Source organism: Paenirhizobium cremeum, from assembly GCF_047553425.1.
Classification (GTDB): domain Bacteria; phylum Pseudomonadota; class Alphaproteobacteria; order Rhizobiales; family Rhizobiaceae; genus Allorhizobium; species Allorhizobium cremeum.
The window spans coordinates 204,972-222,260 of the sequence record NZ_CP180219.1; the positions used below are offsets into that span (position 1 = coordinate 204,972).

Annotated in this window: 14 protein-coding genes and 1 pseudogene; 2 read left to right on the plus strand and 13 right to left on the minus strand. The window is 61.4% G+C overall.

What is annotated here, in order from left to right; genetic code table 11:
* The first annotated feature begins 31 nt into the window (after positions 1–31).
* Positions 32–1,156: an ROK family transcriptional regulator gene (locus tag ACLBKR_RS22415; protein WP_113446840.1), complete on the plus strand. Its 1,125-nt coding sequence runs from the start codon at positions 32–34 to the stop codon at positions 1,154–1,156.
* Positions 1,157–1,274: 118 nt separating this feature from the next.
* Here ACLBKR_RS22415 and kduD read toward each other — a convergent pair whose 3' ends face one another.
* The 8 genes from kduD to ACLBKR_RS22455 all read right to left on the minus strand — a co-directional run bounded on the left by kduD (position 1,275) and on the right by ACLBKR_RS22455 (position 11,212).
* Complete coding sequence (gene kduD, locus ACLBKR_RS22420) at positions 1,275–2,033, minus strand: 2-dehydro-3-deoxy-D-gluconate 5-dehydrogenase KduD (protein WP_113340057.1); 759 nt, start codon at positions 2,031–2,033, stop codon at positions 1,275–1,277.
* The gene (locus tag ACLBKR_RS22425) at positions 2,017–3,102 is read right to left on the minus strand and encodes a sn-glycerol-3-phosphate ABC transporter ATP-binding protein UgpC (protein WP_113446839.1); all 1,086 of its coding nucleotides are present in this window, start codon (positions 3,100–3,102) and stop codon (positions 2,017–2,019) included. The genes kduD and ACLBKR_RS22425 overlap by 17 nt, the downstream gene beginning before the upstream one ends.
* A gap of 10 nt (positions 3,103–3,112) precedes the next feature.
* Entirely contained in the window at positions 3,113–4,165 is a 1,053-nt protein-coding gene (locus ACLBKR_RS22430; protein WP_113446838.1) for a carbohydrate ABC transporter permease, read from the minus strand.
* Positions 4,162–5,190 carry a carbohydrate ABC transporter permease gene (locus tag ACLBKR_RS22435; protein ID WP_113425657.1) on the minus strand — a complete coding sequence of 343 codons (1,029 nt, stop codon included), beginning with the start codon at positions 5,188–5,190 and terminating at the stop codon, positions 4,162–4,164. The genes ACLBKR_RS22430 and ACLBKR_RS22435 overlap by 4 nt, the downstream gene beginning before the upstream one ends.
* Positions 5,191–5,437: 247 nt before the next feature.
* Complete coding sequence (locus ACLBKR_RS22440; RefSeq protein ID WP_113444189.1) at positions 5,438–6,706, minus strand: ABC transporter substrate-binding protein; 1,269 nt, start codon at positions 6,704–6,706, stop codon at positions 5,438–5,440.
* Positions 6,707–6,795: 89 nt separating this feature from the next.
* Positions 6,796–9,282 (minus strand): hypothetical protein, encoded by a 2,487-nt coding sequence (locus ACLBKR_RS22445; protein ID WP_414902129.1) that lies wholly within the window; start codon positions 9,280–9,282, stop codon positions 6,796–6,798.
* The gene (gene kduI, locus ACLBKR_RS22450) at positions 9,279–10,115 is read right to left on the minus strand and encodes a 5-dehydro-4-deoxy-D-glucuronate isomerase (RefSeq protein WP_113340061.1); all 837 of its coding nucleotides are present in this window, start codon (positions 10,113–10,115) and stop codon (positions 9,279–9,281) included. The genes ACLBKR_RS22445 and kduI overlap by 4 nt, the downstream gene beginning before the upstream one ends.
* Positions 10,112–11,212: a glycoside hydrolase family 88 protein gene (locus tag ACLBKR_RS22455; protein WP_113340062.1), complete on the minus strand. Its 1,101-nt coding sequence runs from the start codon at positions 11,210–11,212 to the stop codon at positions 10,112–10,114. Before ACLBKR_RS22455 ends, kduI begins: the two co-directional genes overlap by 4 nt.
* 115 nt (positions 11,213–11,327) lie before the next feature.
* Here ACLBKR_RS22455 and ACLBKR_RS22460 point away from each other — a divergent pair, with 115 nt between their 5' ends.
* A complete protein-coding gene (locus ACLBKR_RS22460; RefSeq protein ID WP_414902132.1) occupies positions 11,328–12,407 on the plus strand; it encodes a LacI family DNA-binding transcriptional regulator in 1,080 nt (359 codons plus the stop codon).
* Positions 12,408–12,574: 167 nt separating this feature from the next.
* On the opposite strand, the pseudogene ACLBKR_RS22465 reads toward ACLBKR_RS22460, so the two are convergent.
* The 5 genes and pseudogenes from ACLBKR_RS22465 to ACLBKR_RS22485 form a co-directional block, all read right to left on the minus strand.
* Positions 12,575–13,021 (minus strand): annotated as a pseudogene (locus ACLBKR_RS22465) (substrate-binding domain-containing protein); the annotation flags it as partial.
* A 121-nt stretch (positions 13,022–13,142) separates the two neighbouring features.
* Positions 13,143–14,048: a 5-dehydro-4-deoxyglucarate dehydratase gene (gene kdgD, locus ACLBKR_RS22470; RefSeq protein WP_414902134.1), complete on the minus strand. Its 906-nt coding sequence runs from the start codon at positions 14,046–14,048 to the stop codon at positions 13,143–13,145.
* A gap of 161 nt (positions 14,049–14,209) precedes the next feature.
* Positions 14,210–15,709: a tripartite tricarboxylate transporter permease gene (locus ACLBKR_RS22475; protein WP_113446834.1), complete on the minus strand. Its 1,500-nt coding sequence runs from the start codon at positions 15,707–15,709 to the stop codon at positions 14,210–14,212.
* Positions 15,710–15,719: 10 nt separating this feature from the next.
* Complete coding sequence (locus ACLBKR_RS22480) at positions 15,720–16,184, minus strand: tripartite tricarboxylate transporter TctB family protein (protein WP_414902136.1); 465 nt, start codon at positions 16,182–16,184, stop codon at positions 15,720–15,722.
* Between the two features lie 100 nt (positions 16,185–16,284).
* Complete coding sequence (locus ACLBKR_RS22485) at positions 16,285–17,253, minus strand: tripartite tricarboxylate transporter substrate binding protein (protein WP_113446832.1); 969 nt, start codon at positions 17,251–17,253, stop codon at positions 16,285–16,287.
* Between the last annotated feature and the right edge of the window lie 36 nt (positions 17,254–17,289).

Below are 17,289 nucleotides of genomic sequence, written 5' to 3' on the forward strand. Positions count from 1 at the left end.
TGGAGAGCGGATCGTGGCAACTGACAGACGCATGCCTTTTGACGGAATAGGGAATACTCAGGCAGCCGTGCTGCGCTATCTTCGCCGCAAACGATCCGCATCGCGCGCCGAAATCGCCGAATTGTGCGGCGTCACTGCGGCTGCCGTCAGCATGATGACGCGCGATCTCATCGAGCGCGGCATCGTGGTGGAAGGCGCCCGTCGCCAAGCCGGCCGCGGCGCACCGTATATCGATCTCACGCTCGATCCCTCAGTCGGTTACGCTCTCGGAGCCCATACGAACCGTTTCATGGTCACGCTCACCCTGCTTGATTTCAGCGGCGAGATGGTGGGCGAACTGCAATTGCCGGGGAGCTACGACACTTTCGCCGATGTTCAATCGAAGATCCAAGAGGGCAAGGAAGAACTGCTTTGCAGAAACAAGATTGCAGGCGACCTGCTGATTGGCGCGGGCATAGCCATGCCGACCCGTTTCCGGCGAGGCACCGCGAGCCTCGATCTTGCGCAGGAGGTGATATCCTGGGCCGGATCGGACCTGAACATTTCGCTGCGCCAGGCGCTTGGCTGTCCGGTTGTCATCGAAAACGATGCGAATGCCGCCGCCATGGGGGAATTCACGCTCGGCAACAGCGTCGGCCACGAAAACTTTGTCTATCTCTATCTCTCGGAGGGTATCGGAAGCGGCATCATCATCGACAGGGAGCTTTATCGAGGCAATTTCGGCAATGCCGGCGAGATCGGAGCGTTGCGCCCTCGTGGTTTGTCGAGGCCCTCGTTTGAGGATCTTGCCGAATGGTGCGCCGGCCACATCGGTCATGTTCCGACCGGCCGATCGCCTGAATCCTGGATGGATTATCTGACCGCCCACCGGACCGTTCTCGACACCTGGCTTGAGCGCGCGGGACCGGAAACAGCACGCTTGGCCTTTGCGGTTACGGCAATCCTCGCCCCCTCCGCCATCTATATCGGGGGGACGCTGCCGCGCCTGGTGCGCGAGCAACTCCTCCGTTGGCTGGATTTCGCCAACTCCGATCCGTTCGACGGGGCGCGCGTCGTTCAGCCGGAGCTTTTGCTGCCGGAGGTCTCGGCCACAGATGCGGTCGCGTTCGGAGCCGCCGCGATGATCCTCCACAATCTGGCGCAATTGGATTGGTGAACCGGCCCGGCCGGTGCTCCCCACCCACCAGAAAACGCCAGTGCTTCGATCCCGTTCAACCGTAAAAAGTATCGCGGTATTTCGGGCGAGACCGACTTCCACTACTGCCTGAATTGCCCTAGCGGACCAGCCAGCCGCCATCGACCGGCAGCACGGTGCCGGTAACGTAACCGGAGGCCGGCGCGGCGAAGAAGATCACCGCGGTCGCCAGGTCGTCCGGCGTTCCCCAGCGTCCCATCGGAATACGAGCGGAGATTTGCGCATTGCGCTCTGGATCGTTGCGCAACGCTTCCGTGTTGTCGGTCGCCATATAACCTGGCGCGATGGCATTCACGGTTATGCCATGGGGCGCCAATTCGTTGGCCATGGCCTTGGTGAGGCCGGCGATACCATGCTTCGACGCGGCATAAGCGGGCACGCGAATTCCGCCCTGGAATGTCAGCATGGAGGCGACATTGATGATCCGCCCCTTACGCGAGGTCGAGACCATGTGCCGCGCAACGGCCTGCGACAGTAAGAAAGCGGCCTTCAGGTTGACGTCGAGCACGCTGTCCCAGTCCTGCTCGGAGTAGTCGAGCAGGTCGCTGCGGCGGATGATGCCGGCATTGTTGACGAGGATGTCGACACCACCGAATGCTGCCGAGACTTCGGTGACGATCGCGGACGTATCGAAGGGTTTGGAGAGGTCGACAATCAGGCTGTGAAAACGCCTACCGGCTTCCCGGACCAGGCTTGCCGTTTCCGGCATCGGCGACGAACCGAGCGCCGTTATATCGGCGCCGGCCCGCGCCAGCGCGAGCGCCATGCCTTGGCCGAGGCCTGTCCGCGCCCCGGTCACGAGGGCGGTCTTGCCGGTGAGGTCAAACAGCGTATTCAAGGCGAATTCCCTTATCGTCGAAAAGATGGATGGGGGCGGCGGCCAGCGAGAGATTGATGTCGGCGCCCGGCGCGAGGTCGTGTTGGCCTGGGGCGACCACTAAAAGTTTCTGGCCTGCGACATCGGCATGCAACACGGTTTCGTGGCCGAGCGCCTCGACGAGGCGGACCGTCGCGGGAATGCTGTTTTCACCGCGCTCGAGGGTGATGTGCTGCGGTCGAACGCCCACGGTCACAGGCGATCCGACGGCAACCATACCGCCCCGGATCGGAACCCGAAGCCGGTGCCCCCCCTTGAGTGTCGCGACCGCCGTGTCGTCGTTCACCGCTTCGAGCGTGCCTTCGAGGAAGTTCATATGGGGCGAGCCGATGAAGCCGGCGACGAACCGATTGGCCGGCCGGTTATAGAGTTCGATCGGCGTCCCGATCTGCTCGATACGGCCGGCGCGCAAGACCACGATCCGGTCGGCGAGCGTCATTGCTTCGACCTGATCGTGCGTCACATAGATCATCGTCGCCGAGAGGCGAGCGTGCAAGGCAGCGAGCTCCGCGCGGGTGGAGCCGCGCAGCTCCGCGTCGAGATTCGACAGCGGCTCGTCGAGCAGGAAGGCGACGGGGCGCCGAACGATCGCGCGGCCGATTGCAACGCGCTGCCGCTGGCCGCCGGAAAGCTGGCCGGGCCGACGATCGAGATAGGGTTCAATCTCGAGCATGCGCGCGGCTTCGGCGATGCGCTCGGCAATTTCCCCCTTCGGCATCCGGGTGTTTTCGAGGCCAAAGGCGAGGTTCTGGCGCACACTCATATGCGGATAGAGCGCGTAGGATTGAAAGACCATGGCAAGACCCCGGTCGGCGGCCGGCACGTCGTTGACGACCTTGCCGTCGATCGCAAGTTCGCCGCCGCTCGGCTTCTCCAGGCCGGCGATGATGCGCAGGAGCGTCGACTTGCCACAGCCTGAAGGCCCAACGAAAACAACGAATTCACCGTCCTTGATCTCCAGGTTGATGTCATGAAGCACGTCGATGGCGCCGAAAGACTTGGTCACGTTGGTTAGCTGGATGTGGCCCATGGTGCCCCCCTTATTTCAGTCCGGTCCCGGCGATGCCGGTGGTGATGAAGCGTTGCAGGAAAATGAAGACCAGGACGACCGGGATCATCGTCACCACGGTCATGGCGAGGATGAAGTGCCACTGGACGTTCAGTTCGCCCGAATAGATGCTGAGTCCGACCTGCAGCGTGTAGAGTTCCTTGCGCGACAGCACGATCAACGGCCAGAGGAAGTCGTTCCAGCGCCAGACGATGGAAAAAATCGCAAGCACGGCAAGCGCCGGCGCGGTCAGCGGCAGGATGATGCGCCAGTAGATCTGCCATTCCGAGGCCTTGTCCATGCGTGCCGCATCGATCAGCTCGTCGGGGATGGTCAGCATGTATTGGCGCAGGATGAAGACCCCCGTCGGCGTGGCCACTGTCGGCAGAATGACACCCCAGAGATTGTTGAACAGGCCGAGAGCCGAGACGATCGAGTAAAGCGGCACCATAATCACCGACAGGGGCACCATCAGGGTCGCGAGGATCAGAAGCATGGCGAAGGTTCGGCCGCGAAACTCGTATTTGCTGAGCGCGAAGGCGGCCATCGAATTGACCACCAGCGTAATCAGTGTCGCCGTCACCGTGACGAAGACCGAGTTCCAGAGATAACGGACAAAATCGAAATGGGTGAAAGGCTCCGTGTAGTTGTTGGTCGCGAAGGACATGGTGCGCACCGGCGTCCGCTCGGCGATGTTGACCTTGACGATCTCGGTCGGTTTGTCCGGCGCGACCATCTGGCTGACGATGCCGATGCGGCGTACCTCGGCGAGCACTGCCTTGCTGCCGTCGGGCAGTGTCACCTCGTAAAGGTCGAGCGGCTTGTCGTAGCCTTCTACGGTCGCCTTCTGCGTCACATAGGGCATGATCGTCGGCGGGAATTCGGCAAGGGCGGCCGGCGACTTGAACGATGAGCCGACGAGCCAGACCGCCGGGCCGAACATGACGAACAGGCCGCCGATCAGCCAGACCCAGGTGAAGATATCGGTCCAGTGCCAGCCCCGACCGCCGCGGCGGCGAAAGACAAACTCGACTACACGGTTCATTTGCGGGCTCCCTTCTTCTCGCCTTTGCGGCCGAGGCCAAGCTGGACCAGGGTGAGGATCACCAGCACGATGCCCATCAGGATCGAAGCCGCCGCGGCAAGGCCGGGATTGCGCAACTGCGTGGCAAAGCCCGTCTCGTAGATATACTGGGTGAGATAGAGCGTGCTGGTGCCCGGCCCGCCTCCGGTCAGCACATAGACCTCGTCGAATATCTGCACTGCCCGGATCAGGACGAGCACGACGACGACGAGCAGGTTGGGCATCAAAAGCGGCAGCGTAATCCGCCAGAAGGCGCGCGCCGGGCGGGTGCCGTCCATTTCGGCCGCCTCGTAGAGATCCTTCGGGATCGCCTGGAGGCCGGCCAGCAGGATCAGCGTGTAGAACCCCATATGCGCCCAGATCGAGACACCGACAGTCGCGGCAAAGGACCAGTTGCGATCGTTGAGCCAGGTATAGGGCTCGAAGCCCAGGCTGTAGAGACCGAAATTGAGCAGGCCCTGGCGCTGCAAAATCCACTTCCAGATGAGGCCAACGACCACGGGCGAGAGCAGCACGGGAAAGAAGAAGACCGCCCGCCAGAAACTGCGCGCCATCAGATCGCGGTTGAGGATCAGGGCGGTCACCAGCGAGAAAAGGATCATCAGGCTGACCTGAAGCACGACAAACCAGGCCGTATTGCCGACGGCGGTCCAGAAGGTGTCCTCGGTGCAGCTGTTCGGATCGGTGTAATTCACGCAGTCGAACAGGCGCGCATATTGCTCGCCGCCGACGAAGCTCCTGTCCGACAGGAAGAGCGCGGTGCCTCCTGTCATGGAATAGGCAAAGTTGATGAAAAACGGCAGCAGCACGAAAACGCCGAAGATCAGCATGTTCGGCAGCAGGAAGAAGGTCGCCATACCACCGATGCCAAGCCGTCGCTGCACCCAGCGCAACGGCGCATCGATGGCGCCCATCAGGAGGCGAAAGGGCATCATGGCCGCTTCGCCGAGGCCGGAGCCACTTCGTATTGGTACATCTGCCTTCATTGCAGCCTCCTCACCCTACAGGCCCCGTGCGTGGTGGCCTGAGCTATAAGCAAATATCGTCGCCAGATTTCTTGAGCGACTGCCTGCAAGGGCAGGCAATCGCAGATGTGCGGGAGGACGGGGCGCCAATCGAGTGCTCCCGGCAACTCAATGCCTGCTCAAGCAGGTGGCGTCGCCGTCGCGGGTGCGAAACGCCGGCCCGACAGCATATGCTGCGCCGCCAGGCAACGGGTGTCGGCAGCGCCGATCAGTTCCCGGAATCCTTCACCTTTGCCGCGATATCGGAGTCGATGCGCTTGAACGCCTCGTCAATCTCCATCTCGCCCGCAGCCGCCTGGCTGACGCGGGTGACGAGCGCGCCGTAGAAAGTGTCGGACCAGTGCCATCCGGGCAGCTTGCGTGCGAGCTCGGAGAGCGACTTGCTCGCCTCGACGAAGGCGTTGAGGGCCGCCTTTGCCTGGGCATCGTCGGTCTTGAAGTCGAGCCCCTTGGCAAGGACGCCCTTATGCGCCGGCAGGAACAGGGTGCGCTCGGAGAACTCCTTCACCACGGCCTCGCTCGCGAGGTAGTCCATCACCTTTGCGACGTCCTTCGGGTTTTTGGTGTATTTGACTGCAACCAATCCCGCGCCGCCGGTCATGCCAGTGCAGTTGGCGGGGCCGCAGGGGCTGCCGGTCGCAACCCAGTCGAAGTTGGTGCCAATCTTCGTCGAGAAGTTCGGAACCTGCCAGGAGCCGGAGTAATAATAGACGAGCTGACCGTTGATGAAGTCGTCGGCGGCGGCGCGATAGGTCGAACCGGCCGCAGAAACCCAGACATCCTTGCTCATCGTGCCGTCGGCAACCCAGCCAACGAAGGTTTTGAGGAAGTTCTTCGAGCCCTCGTCAAGCGGTGCCGGCTTGCCGTCGGCGCCGATATAGTTGCCGCCATAGGCAAGGTTCGGACCGCTGAGACGATGGCCGGACCGATCAAGAGCCATCGGGAAGGGAACCTGCTGGCTTTCCGCGACCTGCTTTGCAGCCTTCGCCCAATCGTCCCAGGTCGCGTCCTTGCCCGGAATCGGAACGCCGGCCTGGTCGAACAGCGTCTTGTTGGCGAAGCCTCCGGCAATCGTGATCTGCGTCATGAAGCCGGAAATCTGGTTGGTGCCATCCGGACGCATCCAATCGGCCTGTCCACCGAAATTCTCGTCCCAATAGGCGGGATCGGCGACCAGCGGCCTCAGGTCCAACCAGTGCTGGCTGAGGGCTTTGAGGTTGGTGACACGGGCGATATCCGGCCCGTTGCCGGCTTCGAGCTGTACCGGCAGTTGCTCCCGGACGACGCTGTAGGAGACGTTGTCGAGCGTCACCTTGATGTCGGGGTTTTCCTTCATGAAGCGATCGAGCAAATCCTTCAGCACCTCGCCCTCGACGCCATCGGAATACCACATGATGCGCACGTCGCCGGCGATCGCTGCCGTCGATGTCATCAGCCCGACGGCAAGAGCCGCGAGCATTGTTCTGGTCTTGGTCATTGTCTTCCTCCTCTTGTCCGTTGACGAGCGTCCTCCCGCTCGTTCTGTTTCGCACCGGCTTCTCCCGGCCGGCGCAACTCCTCGTCCCGCTAGGCGGCGGGCAACATTGTAACCTCGCCTATTACGGTGAAATCCCTGGCGATAAGCGTGCGCCCCTCGGCTTCCGTCCTGCCGTCGCCATGAAAGACGACCCGGCCGTATTCGGGGTCGTCGACGACGAAGGCGCCATCGGCGGTTTCCTCGACCGCGAGCGCGGCGAACCTGGCTTTGACGTCGCCGAGTTCTTCGGCTTCGCAGATCCGCACGATCCATCGCGTCCTGTGGCCGGATTGACGCAACTCCGCATTCGTCGACGGACCATCGGTGACCGGCACCAGTTCACCACCGCCGATCAGGGCGACGGCACCTCGGCCGCTGCGGGCAAGCGCAAGCCTGCCCTCGACCCTGCTCTCGTCGAACTCGGCGACCGGGAACCACGCATGGGTGAAATCCGGCTGCTCGCGAACGGTGACAAAATCGAGTACGGCCAGCCCCCTATACTGGTGGGCACGTGGGAGGGTGCCGCAACCACCCCAATAGGAGGGCCGGCCGTACCCGAACTGAATGGTTTCGCCCGGATGGTTAATCCAGATCGCCGCTTCCGGACGCTGGCCAAGCCTCAGGTGCAGCACCGTTTCCTGGTAACCCCATTCGTTCCAGCGATAATGCGCCGCCGATCCGATGGCGAAGTGGCGACCCTTGTAATGGTAAAGCGCCGCGAAGCGGTTTTCGCCCTGGGCAAAGCGCCATTCCTGGTGGGTGTCCTCGTTTTCATGGCAGGCAACCGCGGCAAGCGCTTCCGGCACGACGAGGTCATGATCGCGAAGGCAGACGGCAAGCTGCGGCAGCGCGTGCACACGGCGGCCATACCAGCCCCGGCCCCAGAGCAGGCGGGCCACACCCGAAAGCTCGAGCGATCGACCGGCGCAGAGCGTGTGCTCGTAGGAGCGCCCCTGAGCGGCCGTGACCATGCCGTGATGGGCGGAGCGGGCGATGATTTCGCACAGCCGGACAATGCCCTTCTTCGCCCGTTCGGCGATATCGGCGTCGGGCGAGAGCGCCGCGAGCGCCGTCAGGCCCTTGAGATCGATCGGGAAATAGGGCGCGGAGTTGAATTCCGCCATTTCCCACGCCTCGAAATGATCGAGCCAGGCGCGAACCCGTGCGGCGCCGACGGCGCTTTGCTCGCGTCCCTTGCGCCCCGAACGCCGGAAGGTCGCCTCGGGGAAAAGATGGCCGGCGAGATAGGCCGAGGTGTGGAACAGCAGCGCGTGGTTCTCGGAAAAATACCACTGCACGTCATTGCCGGGCTCATCCATCCAGTAGCGAAAATTCAGGATCGCCTGGTCGATGCGGTCGCGGGTCCGCTCGCCGATGTCGCGGCCCCAGACCGTGCGCGACCAGATCAGCGGCACGAGCGAAAAGTCGGCGCAGTCGTGGCAGTCCTCGATCGAGGGAAGGATCTCCTCGATCATCGCGTCGGTGTCGGCGCCGCCGCGACCGCTGGCAAGCCGTGCAAAGGCCCGCACTGTATCCCGCTCGGAAAAACCGGAGATTTCGTCAAGCGTTTCGCGAATACGGCCGGCAAGCGTTTCCGGGGGCTTGCCCTGGCGGCCGGCATGGCAGATCTCGACACCGAGCGAGCGCGAGGCGACGAAACCGCCGGCGTCGAGCGTGATGCGGAAATGGCGGAAATCTGCCGGCGTCTCTTCCGACGGACCGACCGTCAGCCTCATCTCGCCGGCCTTCACAACAAAGTCGTGGTCAAAGCGCTCCGTCGACATGAAGTCGCCTTCGACCGCCACATTGACCTTGACGTCTAGCGGCAGTGCCTTGGCGAAGTTGAGTGTGATATCACCCTCGAAATAGGCGGTGCGATCGAAATGCATGCCGTCGAGCGCGGTTTCGATATCCGCGGCCGCTGCACTCTGGCAGGGAACAGGCAACGCGACGCGCGCGGTCGGTCCGTCGAGATAGTCGAGTTCGAAGAAATAGCGGGCGTCCCGTTCGGCAAGGTCGTCGAAGAAGATCGTGATCTCGTTGAGACCGGCCTTGAGCGGCAGTTCGAATTCCGCCTTGGCCTCGAGGTTACGGCTATAGGGCGCCATCCAGCCGACTTCAGCGCCGTTCAGCCAGATCACCGCACCGCCGCAGGTGCCGAGGCGGACCGTCGCCGGCCCTGCGGTGTCGGCCTCGATAGAGGTGCGAGCCCAGGTGGCAAGCCGCGTCGGCCGGAACCAGAAGCCGGAAAGATCGAGACGCGGCGAACCGAAGGGCAGCCACCAGCGGCTGGCTTCAAACGAACCACGCACCTCGGGCCGCTTGTCGCGATACCGTTCGGCAAAGATCGTGCGGCAGGGATATTCGTGCGGAATGAAGTTCTTGTGCTTGGTCAGGAAGAAGAAGGGGTCCATTTCGCCCTTCATCGGCTGGTCGGGCACATCGAAGCGCTCCTCGGCAATCGTGCCGAGTTGCCAGTAGCTGATCGCTTGCCCCGCAACGAGGCTCTTCTTCATATGGAAAGTCATATCGGTCATTTCAGTTCAGCCAAGGCTACGGGGGTGACGTCGTTGTATTCCTGGTTCTCACCGGTCATGCCCCAAACGAAGGCATAGGGTCCGGTGCCGGCGCCCATGTGGATCGACCAGGCGGGCGAAAGCACCGCATCGCCATCGGCGACGATCAGGTGCCGTGTCTCTTCCGGCTGGCCCATCAGGTGGACGATCCGGTCTTCGGGCGCCATGTCGAAATAGCAGTAAGCCTCCATCCGCCGCTCGTGCACATGCGGCGGCATGGTGTTCCACGCGCTGCCTTCGGCAAGATCGGTAATGCCCATCAAGAGCAGGCAGGACGGCATCACTTCCGGATGGATGTACATGGCGAGACGGCGCCTGTTAGAACGCTTGGCGTCTCCGAGTTCAATCGCTTTTGCCTCGGCCTTCTTGACCAGCCGGTGCGGCAGGTCCGCGCCGGCCGGCACGGAGTTCATGTAGAAGCGCGCCGGCTTGTCGGCGGCATGGCTGGCGACGACGACTTCCTGCGCGCCGCGCCCGACATAGAGAACGTCGCGGTTTTCAAGCACGAAGCTCTTTCCGTCGACGGTGGCGGTGCCGGTGCCGCCGAGATTGGCAATACCCATTTCGCGGGCGGAAAGCAGAAAGGGCGTTCCGATATCGGCGCCCGACCCGAAGGATACGCTCCCGGTCATCGGCATCGCGCCGCCAAGGATCAGCCGGTCGACATGGGTGTAGGTGAAGCTCACCGCGTCCGGCATGAAGAGATTGCTTACCAGGAACTCGCGGCGCAGGCGCTGCGTATCAAAAGCCTTGATGTCATCGGGGTTCGCCCCGTAGAGAACCTTCATCGTCATGCTGCCTGTCCTTGCTCGCCGACATGGTGCAAGGCTTCCGACAGGCACAGGATTGCCAGTGCCTGGCCGTAGCCGGTCGGCTGAATGGGAATGTCCTTGTAGAATTGCAGGTCGTGGCCCATGCGGGTGCCGTAGGAGACGTTGAGCACGGTGCCGCTTTCGTCGATGTTGCGCATCACCGCCTCAAGCGCCCTGAGACCGGCAGCGCGCCAGGCCGGCGTGCCGTAGCCCAGGCGATAGCCTTTGAGCAGGCCGTAGCCGATGCCGGCTGTCGCGGATATTTCCTCGTAGGACGTGGCGTCGTCGAGAAGCGTGCGCCAGGCGCCGGATGCGGTCTGCAATGGCAGCAGCGCCTCAACCTGGGTGACGAGCACGCCGAGCAGATATTGTTTGACCGGGACGGCAATCTCGGCGAGGTCGAAGAAGTCGAGCATGCCAGCAGTGATCCAGGCGTTACCGCGCGCCCAGCGGGCCCTTGCGAAATTATGCCGGCCGTCGAAGGTCCAACCGTGAAACCAGAGGCCGGAATGGGTGTCCGCGAGATAACGGGCATGCACGAGAAATTGCCGCGAGGCCTCGTCGACGAGTTCGCGCCGGCCGCTTGCCTGGCCATAAGAGGCCAGAAACAGCGCAACCATGTAGAGCGTGTCGTCCCAGAGTTCGTTGTCGTTGACCTTGTCGGAAACGTGGTGTTCGAAACCGCCTTCCGAGGTGCGTCCCATCTCTCCGATCACACGGTCCGCCCAGTCGTCGAGAAGCGGTTTCCAGCGCGGATCACCCGTCTTCGCCCAGAGCACCGAAAGTCCGAGCATCGGCGCTGTCGTGTTGACATTGAGCTCCGGAAGGCCGGCAGCGAGCCTTGCCTCGTACCAGCCCTCGATCAACTGGCGCAGATCGCCGCGACCGGTGAACAGCCAGAGCCGGATCAGGCCATAGAGGCCGACGCCTTGGGGCCATTCCCAACTGTCGAAGCTGATATAGTCGCCCGCGGTTCCGTCAAGGTTCGGCTCGACGAACCGGCCGTCATGCTTGAGGCCGGTCATGCCGCCGACAAGACGATCGAGACCCATGCGAATGTCGTGGGCGTTCGGGCCCATGGCGCTCCTCCGTTTTATGCCGCTCTTCCGTCGGTCTGTTGGAGCGATTAAAGGCATGAAGATTTTTCTTGCGCAACATGAAAATTTTTCTCATTCTGTCGCAATGGAGGACGCAATGACTGCAAAACCGCAGCCGGGCAAACGTGGAAAAAAAAGCAAGCGGGTTAGACTTGAGGACATTGCCGAAACCTGCGGCGTGTCGCTCAGCACCGCGTCGCGGGCGCTCGCCGGCGAAAAGGGCGTCCGTCCGGAAATCCGCCAACGGGTGCTGGAGGCAGCCAAGAACGCCAACTACGTCGTACCGACGGCCGTTGCCGGGCAGCAGGTCATTGTCGCCGCATCCAGTGCCGCTATGATCGACTATGTGCGCAACCAGTTCACCCACTACGTGCTGGAAGGGCTGAAGGAACGGGCTCAGGCTCTCGACCTCGAAATCGTCACACGGCCGATCGCGGACCAGAGCGAGGAACTGGCGGTGCTCGCCGAAGCCCAGGAGACCGACAATGTCGCCGGCCTGCTGTTTCTCACCATAGACGACGAAGACATGCTCGCCGCGACGAGCGGCTTCGACAAGCCGGTCGTGCTGCTCAACGGCGACGATCCCTTCATGCGGCTTTCAAGCGTAACGCCCTGCAATCGCTCGAGCGCGCGGCTTGCCACAGATCATCTTACCGAACTCGGACATGAGCGCATCCTGTTTCTGATGCGGCCGGGGCGCCGGACCATCGAGCGGCGTTACGATGGCTGGCGCGACGGGCTTCTGGCGAAGGGATTGCCCGTTTCGGATGACCTGCTCATGACCGTCGAGGACTGGCTGCCGGAACTGGCGACGCAGGCGATCATGCAGCGTATCGCCGAGCGGGGACTGGATTTCACCGCGGTTCTGGCCGCCGGCGACAGTCTTGCAGTGGGCGCCATGCTCGGCATCCAGCAGAAGGGTTTTTCGGTGCCGGGAGATGTCTCGGTGATGGGCATGGACGACCTGCCGCAGGCGGCGTTCCTCAATCCGCCACTGACGACGATGCATATTCCCATGCGCGAGATCGGCTCGGTCGCGCTCGACCTGCTGCGCGACACGCTCTCCGGTATCCCGGCGCCGCCACGACGCGTGGAGCTTGCATGCCATCTCGTGCCCCGCGCCTCAACTGCGCCGCCGCGCGGTATTGCCTTGAGCGATATCACGACGAGGCAGTAGATACCTTCATCGCCCTCGGGCGGACGGACGCGGATGCCCCTCAATCCACGAATTCGCTGATCGTCGATGGAGGACGATACAATAACCGCTGCAGGATCACCGGCCTTGCTCTCCCGAACGATCAGGGGACTGGGAATAACCCTGCGCATGGGCGATGGGCTTTCCATATTCTCAATAGATTCAAGAAGCATTTCAACGGCGGTCTTACCCATTTCTTCCGTAGGCTGCTCGATCGTCGATCGCGGCGGCGAGCAGAAGGCGCAGACAGGCGAGCCATCGAAGGAAACGATCGAAAGATCGCCCGGCATGGCGAGCCCCACCTCTTTCATCCTGCTCATGAAGGAAATCGTCACGCCTGCGAGTTTCGCCACAAATCGATTGATGAAGGAGCGAACATCAGGTCTTGAAAAGATATGAACCGTCGATCCCTTAATTAGCCATACGAAAAGTTGTTTAGGTTCGCGATCTGCGAAAGAACAACCGGTTTGGGAGGGAGCCATCCCGAAACAATTACGGTTGAGTTGATCGCTGGCAAACTCCGGCCGGCAAAAGGCAAGCAAGATGCGGCGCAATTCGGCCACAGTGCTTATCAGCAGACTGGTTTGGAGCAGCATGTCAGAAGTGTGGACACGGAGCGAACTTTACCAGCAGCGATAATGCGTCGGACTGGTGCCCGACGCGTTATCGCTGAGGCGAAAGTATTGTACCGCCCACACCGGAAGCGCATGCGGGACTTCAGCGTTTATGCTGATCGATCAGCGCCTCCATCATGGAGCACTCCTCCGAGGTGAGGTCTTTCAGCGGTGGCCGAACCCCACCCGCGTCAAAGCCCTGCAAACGAACGCCCGCCTTAATGGCCGATACGGCATAGCCCTTGTCACGGTTCCGGATTGCCATAAACGGGTAGAAGAAGTCATTCAGGATCTGCTCGCACTTCTTCCGCTCCCCGGCCCGCAGCGCCTTGTAGAATTCAACAGCCAGGCCAGGAACGAAGTTGAAGACGGCAGAGGAATAGGTTGTAAAGCCGGCGCCAAGATAGGCTTCCGCGAAGAGTTCGGCCGTGGGCATGCCGCCGAGATAGGTCAGTCGGTCACCCATTTTGGCTGTGATCTGGCGAACCAGCCCAATGTCGCCCGTTCCATCCTTGAACCCCACGAGGTTCGGGCATTCATCGCAGAGACGTGCAAGCGTGTCCGCCTGGAGAACGGAATTGTCGCGGTTGTAGACCATGACACCCATGCCGGTGGACTGGCATACCTTCTTGATATGCTGAAAGAGCCCCTCCTGCGGCGCATCGATCAGATAATGGGGCAGAAGGAGGATCCCGTCAGCTCCTGCCTTTTCAACCGATCGCGCGATCGAGGCGGCGATGTCGGTTCCATAGCCGCACCCGGACACGATCGGGGTCTTACCCGCCGCCGCCTTGGCAACACTGACGATAGCGGGAATTTCCTCCGGTGTCAGGGAGAAGAACTCGCCGGTTCCGCCTGCGGCGAACAGAACGGAGGCTTCGAAGCCGGAAAGCCAGTTGACGTGCTCGGCGTAGCTGGTTGGATTGAACTTTCCATCACCGTGGAAGTGGGTGACTGGGAACGACAGTAGGCCGTCACCGAGTACCTGCTTGAGTTGTTCAATTTCCATTCTATCAAAATCCTTTCCGTTTCGAGGTAGTGCTTGATTGATGACGTGCAGGGCCCTTGGCACGACTGCACACGCTGCCGAGCCTGGTCGCCGGACTGATGATGAAAGGGTCATTGTCCTGCCGCTATTGATCGCGGCTCGTTTGCCTCAGGCGCCGAATTCTATTCCTCCACGAAGGCTTCCTCCCTTTTGCGCCTGACCGCCGGTGCTGCCATAGTCAGCAGAAGAACCGCAGCAATCATGAGCATCACCGCGCTGATGGGGTGCGTGAGGAAGACAGTCGGATCGCCTTTGGCGAGAAGCATGGCCCGTCGAAGATATTCTTCCATCATCGGGCCCAGGATGAAGCCGAGCAGCAATGGTGCGGGTTCACAATCCAGGCGGCGGAGCATGTAACCCGCGACACCAAAACCGACCATAAGGTAGACGTCGAAAAGAGACTTGTTGATGCTGAACACACCGACTGCGCAAAACACCAGGATCGCCGGGAACAGCAGGCTGTAGCGCACCGAGATCATCCTTACCCAGATCCCGATCAATGGCAGGTTCAAAACCAGCAGCATGACATTGCCGATCCACATCGAGATCACGATGGCCCAGAACAGCATCGGCTGTTCATGGATCACCGAAGGGCCGGGCTGAATGCCCTGCATGATCAACGCGCCGATCATCAGGGCCATGACCGGGTTCGACGGGATGCCGAGCGTCAGCATCGGAATGAACGAGGTTTGTGCCGCGGCATTGTTTGCCGATTCCGGGCCAGCAAGTCCTGCCAAAGCCCCGTGACCGAACTCTTCGGGTTTCGAGGAGACTTTCTTCTCCAGCGCATAGGCGGAGAACGAGGCCAAAGTCGCGCCTCCGCCCGGCAGGATGCCCAGAACGGAGCCCAAGGCTGTGCCTCTCAATACCGGCGGTAGCATGGCGCGAAGCTCGGAAAGGGTCGGCATCAGTCTCGTGATCTGGGCCAGTTGCGTGTTTTCGCTTTTGCGGTCACCGAGATTGGCGATGATCTCGCCGATGCCGAATATGCCCATCGCAACGATCACAAAGCTTATGCCATCCAGAAGCTGCGGCGTCCCGCCGGTGAAGCGCTGCACGCCGGAATTGACGTCCGTTCCGACAAGGCCAAGAAGCAGACCAAGCAGCATCATCCCGAAAGCATGCAGCACCGAGCCGTGAGCGAGAACGATCGCCGCGATCAATCCGAGAACCATCAGCGAAAAATATTCTGCAGGACCGAACTTAAGCGCGAACAGGGACAAGATCGGCGCGACAAACCCCACCAGCAGTGTTGCCAGCGTACCGGCAATGAAGGATCCGATGGCAGCAGTCGCAAGGGCCTGCCCCCCCTTTCCCTGTCGAGCCATCTGGTAGCCGTCCAGAGCGGTGACCACTGAGGAGGCTTCGCCCGGAAGATTGACGAGAATTGCCGTCGTGGAGCCGCCATACTGTGCGCCGTAGAAAATGCCAGCCAGCATGATTAAGGCGGTCTCGGGCGGAAGGCCGAACGTGATCGGTAGCAGCATCGAAATCGTGGCGACTGGCCCCAGTCCGGGGAGAACGCCGATAGCCGTGCCGAGAAAGCACCCGATCAGGCAATACAGCAGATTATAGGCGCTGAAGGCCGCGGTTGCGCCCAGGATGATCCCTGAAAAGTCCATCACAGTTCCCTCAGCCTCCAAGCCAGTTGCCGATCAACGGCAATGGAAGCCCAAGCGCTTCGACAAAGACCAACGCACAAAATGCAATCAGGGCGATCGCCGCCAACGCGCCGGTAACGGAGTATCTAAAAGACTGCGCCGCCATGGGAGCGGTGAGCAGGAGCGCTGCCAATGCGAGGATCAATCCGGCTCCCATCAGGAGAACGGCAAACAAGATGAGGGAGAGCGATACGAAGACGACTGGCCGCCAGGCAAACGCTTCCAGCGGTTCTCCGCTGCGGGTGATCCCTCGGACGACCGAGATCAGACCAACGCATGCGAGGAGGCCTCCCAATACGGTCGGGAAATAGCCTGGGCCCATTCTTGTTGCCGTTCCCAGGGAATAGTCGCGGGCCACGAGGGCAAACCCTGTGCCGAGGCAGACGTAGACTATTCCGGCCCAGAAATCTTTCGGTCCATTTACAAAGGAAAGCATCACATTTCTCCCTTCGCAGCGGGCAGGCCTGAGAGACCTCTCACCACGTTTGTCGATATGAGGAGGCGTGGCCGCCGTGCTGCGACCACGCCCGCCTAGCTTATTCAGCTGTGATGTTTCCGGTTTCGATGACGTTCTTCCAGCGGGCCATATCCTCCTGAAGGAAGGCCAAGAACTCCTCGTTGGAATTTCCGACGACCTGGAAGCCGATCTCGTTGAACTTGGCGATGACGTCCGGATCGGAGAGCGCTGCTTTGAGGCCTTCGTTGAGCTTGGCCTTGGTTTCGGCAGGCAGACCTTTCGGCGCTGCAACACCCTGCCAGGCGCTGACAACGATGTCCTTATAGCCAAGTTCTGTCAGCGTCGGTACGTCAGGAAGGAGCGGGTGACGGGTTTCACCCGTCTGGGCCAGCGCTTTCATCTGCCCTTCCTTGACGTAATTGATGATCGCGCCAAGATTCTGGAAAGAAACGTCGACATGACCACCGATCAGGTCGGCCTGCGCAGCAGACCCGCCCTTGTACGAGACGTGAACGCCCTTCGTGTCTGTCGCCTGGAAGAAGAGTGCGGCCGTCAAATGGTCAGACGAGCCATTACCGGAATTGGCGAAGCTCACGGTATCCGGATTTTCCTTCATGGTGGCGACCAACTCCTCGACCGTCGTCGCTTTAAAGCCGGGATGCGTCACCAAGACGTTCGGCGTGCTGACCGCGACTGTGAGCAGGTCGAAATCCTTGAGCGGATCGTAGGAGAGGTTCTTCTGCAGGAAGGGATTGGTTGCAAACGTGCCGAGCGATGCGACCAGCAGCGTCTTTCCATCCGCTGCGGCCTGAGCGACGAGACCTGCGCCGATGGCTCCGGTGGCACCCGGCCTGTTGTCGATGACGACCGGCTGCCCGAGTGTCGCAGAAAGTTTCGGCTCGATAAAACGCGCGGTCGTGTCGGTTGCGCCGCCCGGCGGGAACGGAACGATAATCGTTACCTGTTCCTGCGCATTTGCCGAAACCAGTTGAGCCGCAAAGCCGATCGTCAGGCCGAAGGCCAGTCCCAGTAGTGTCCTCTTCGTCATGCCACTTCTCCTCCTTAAGTGTTGCTGGTCTCCCGT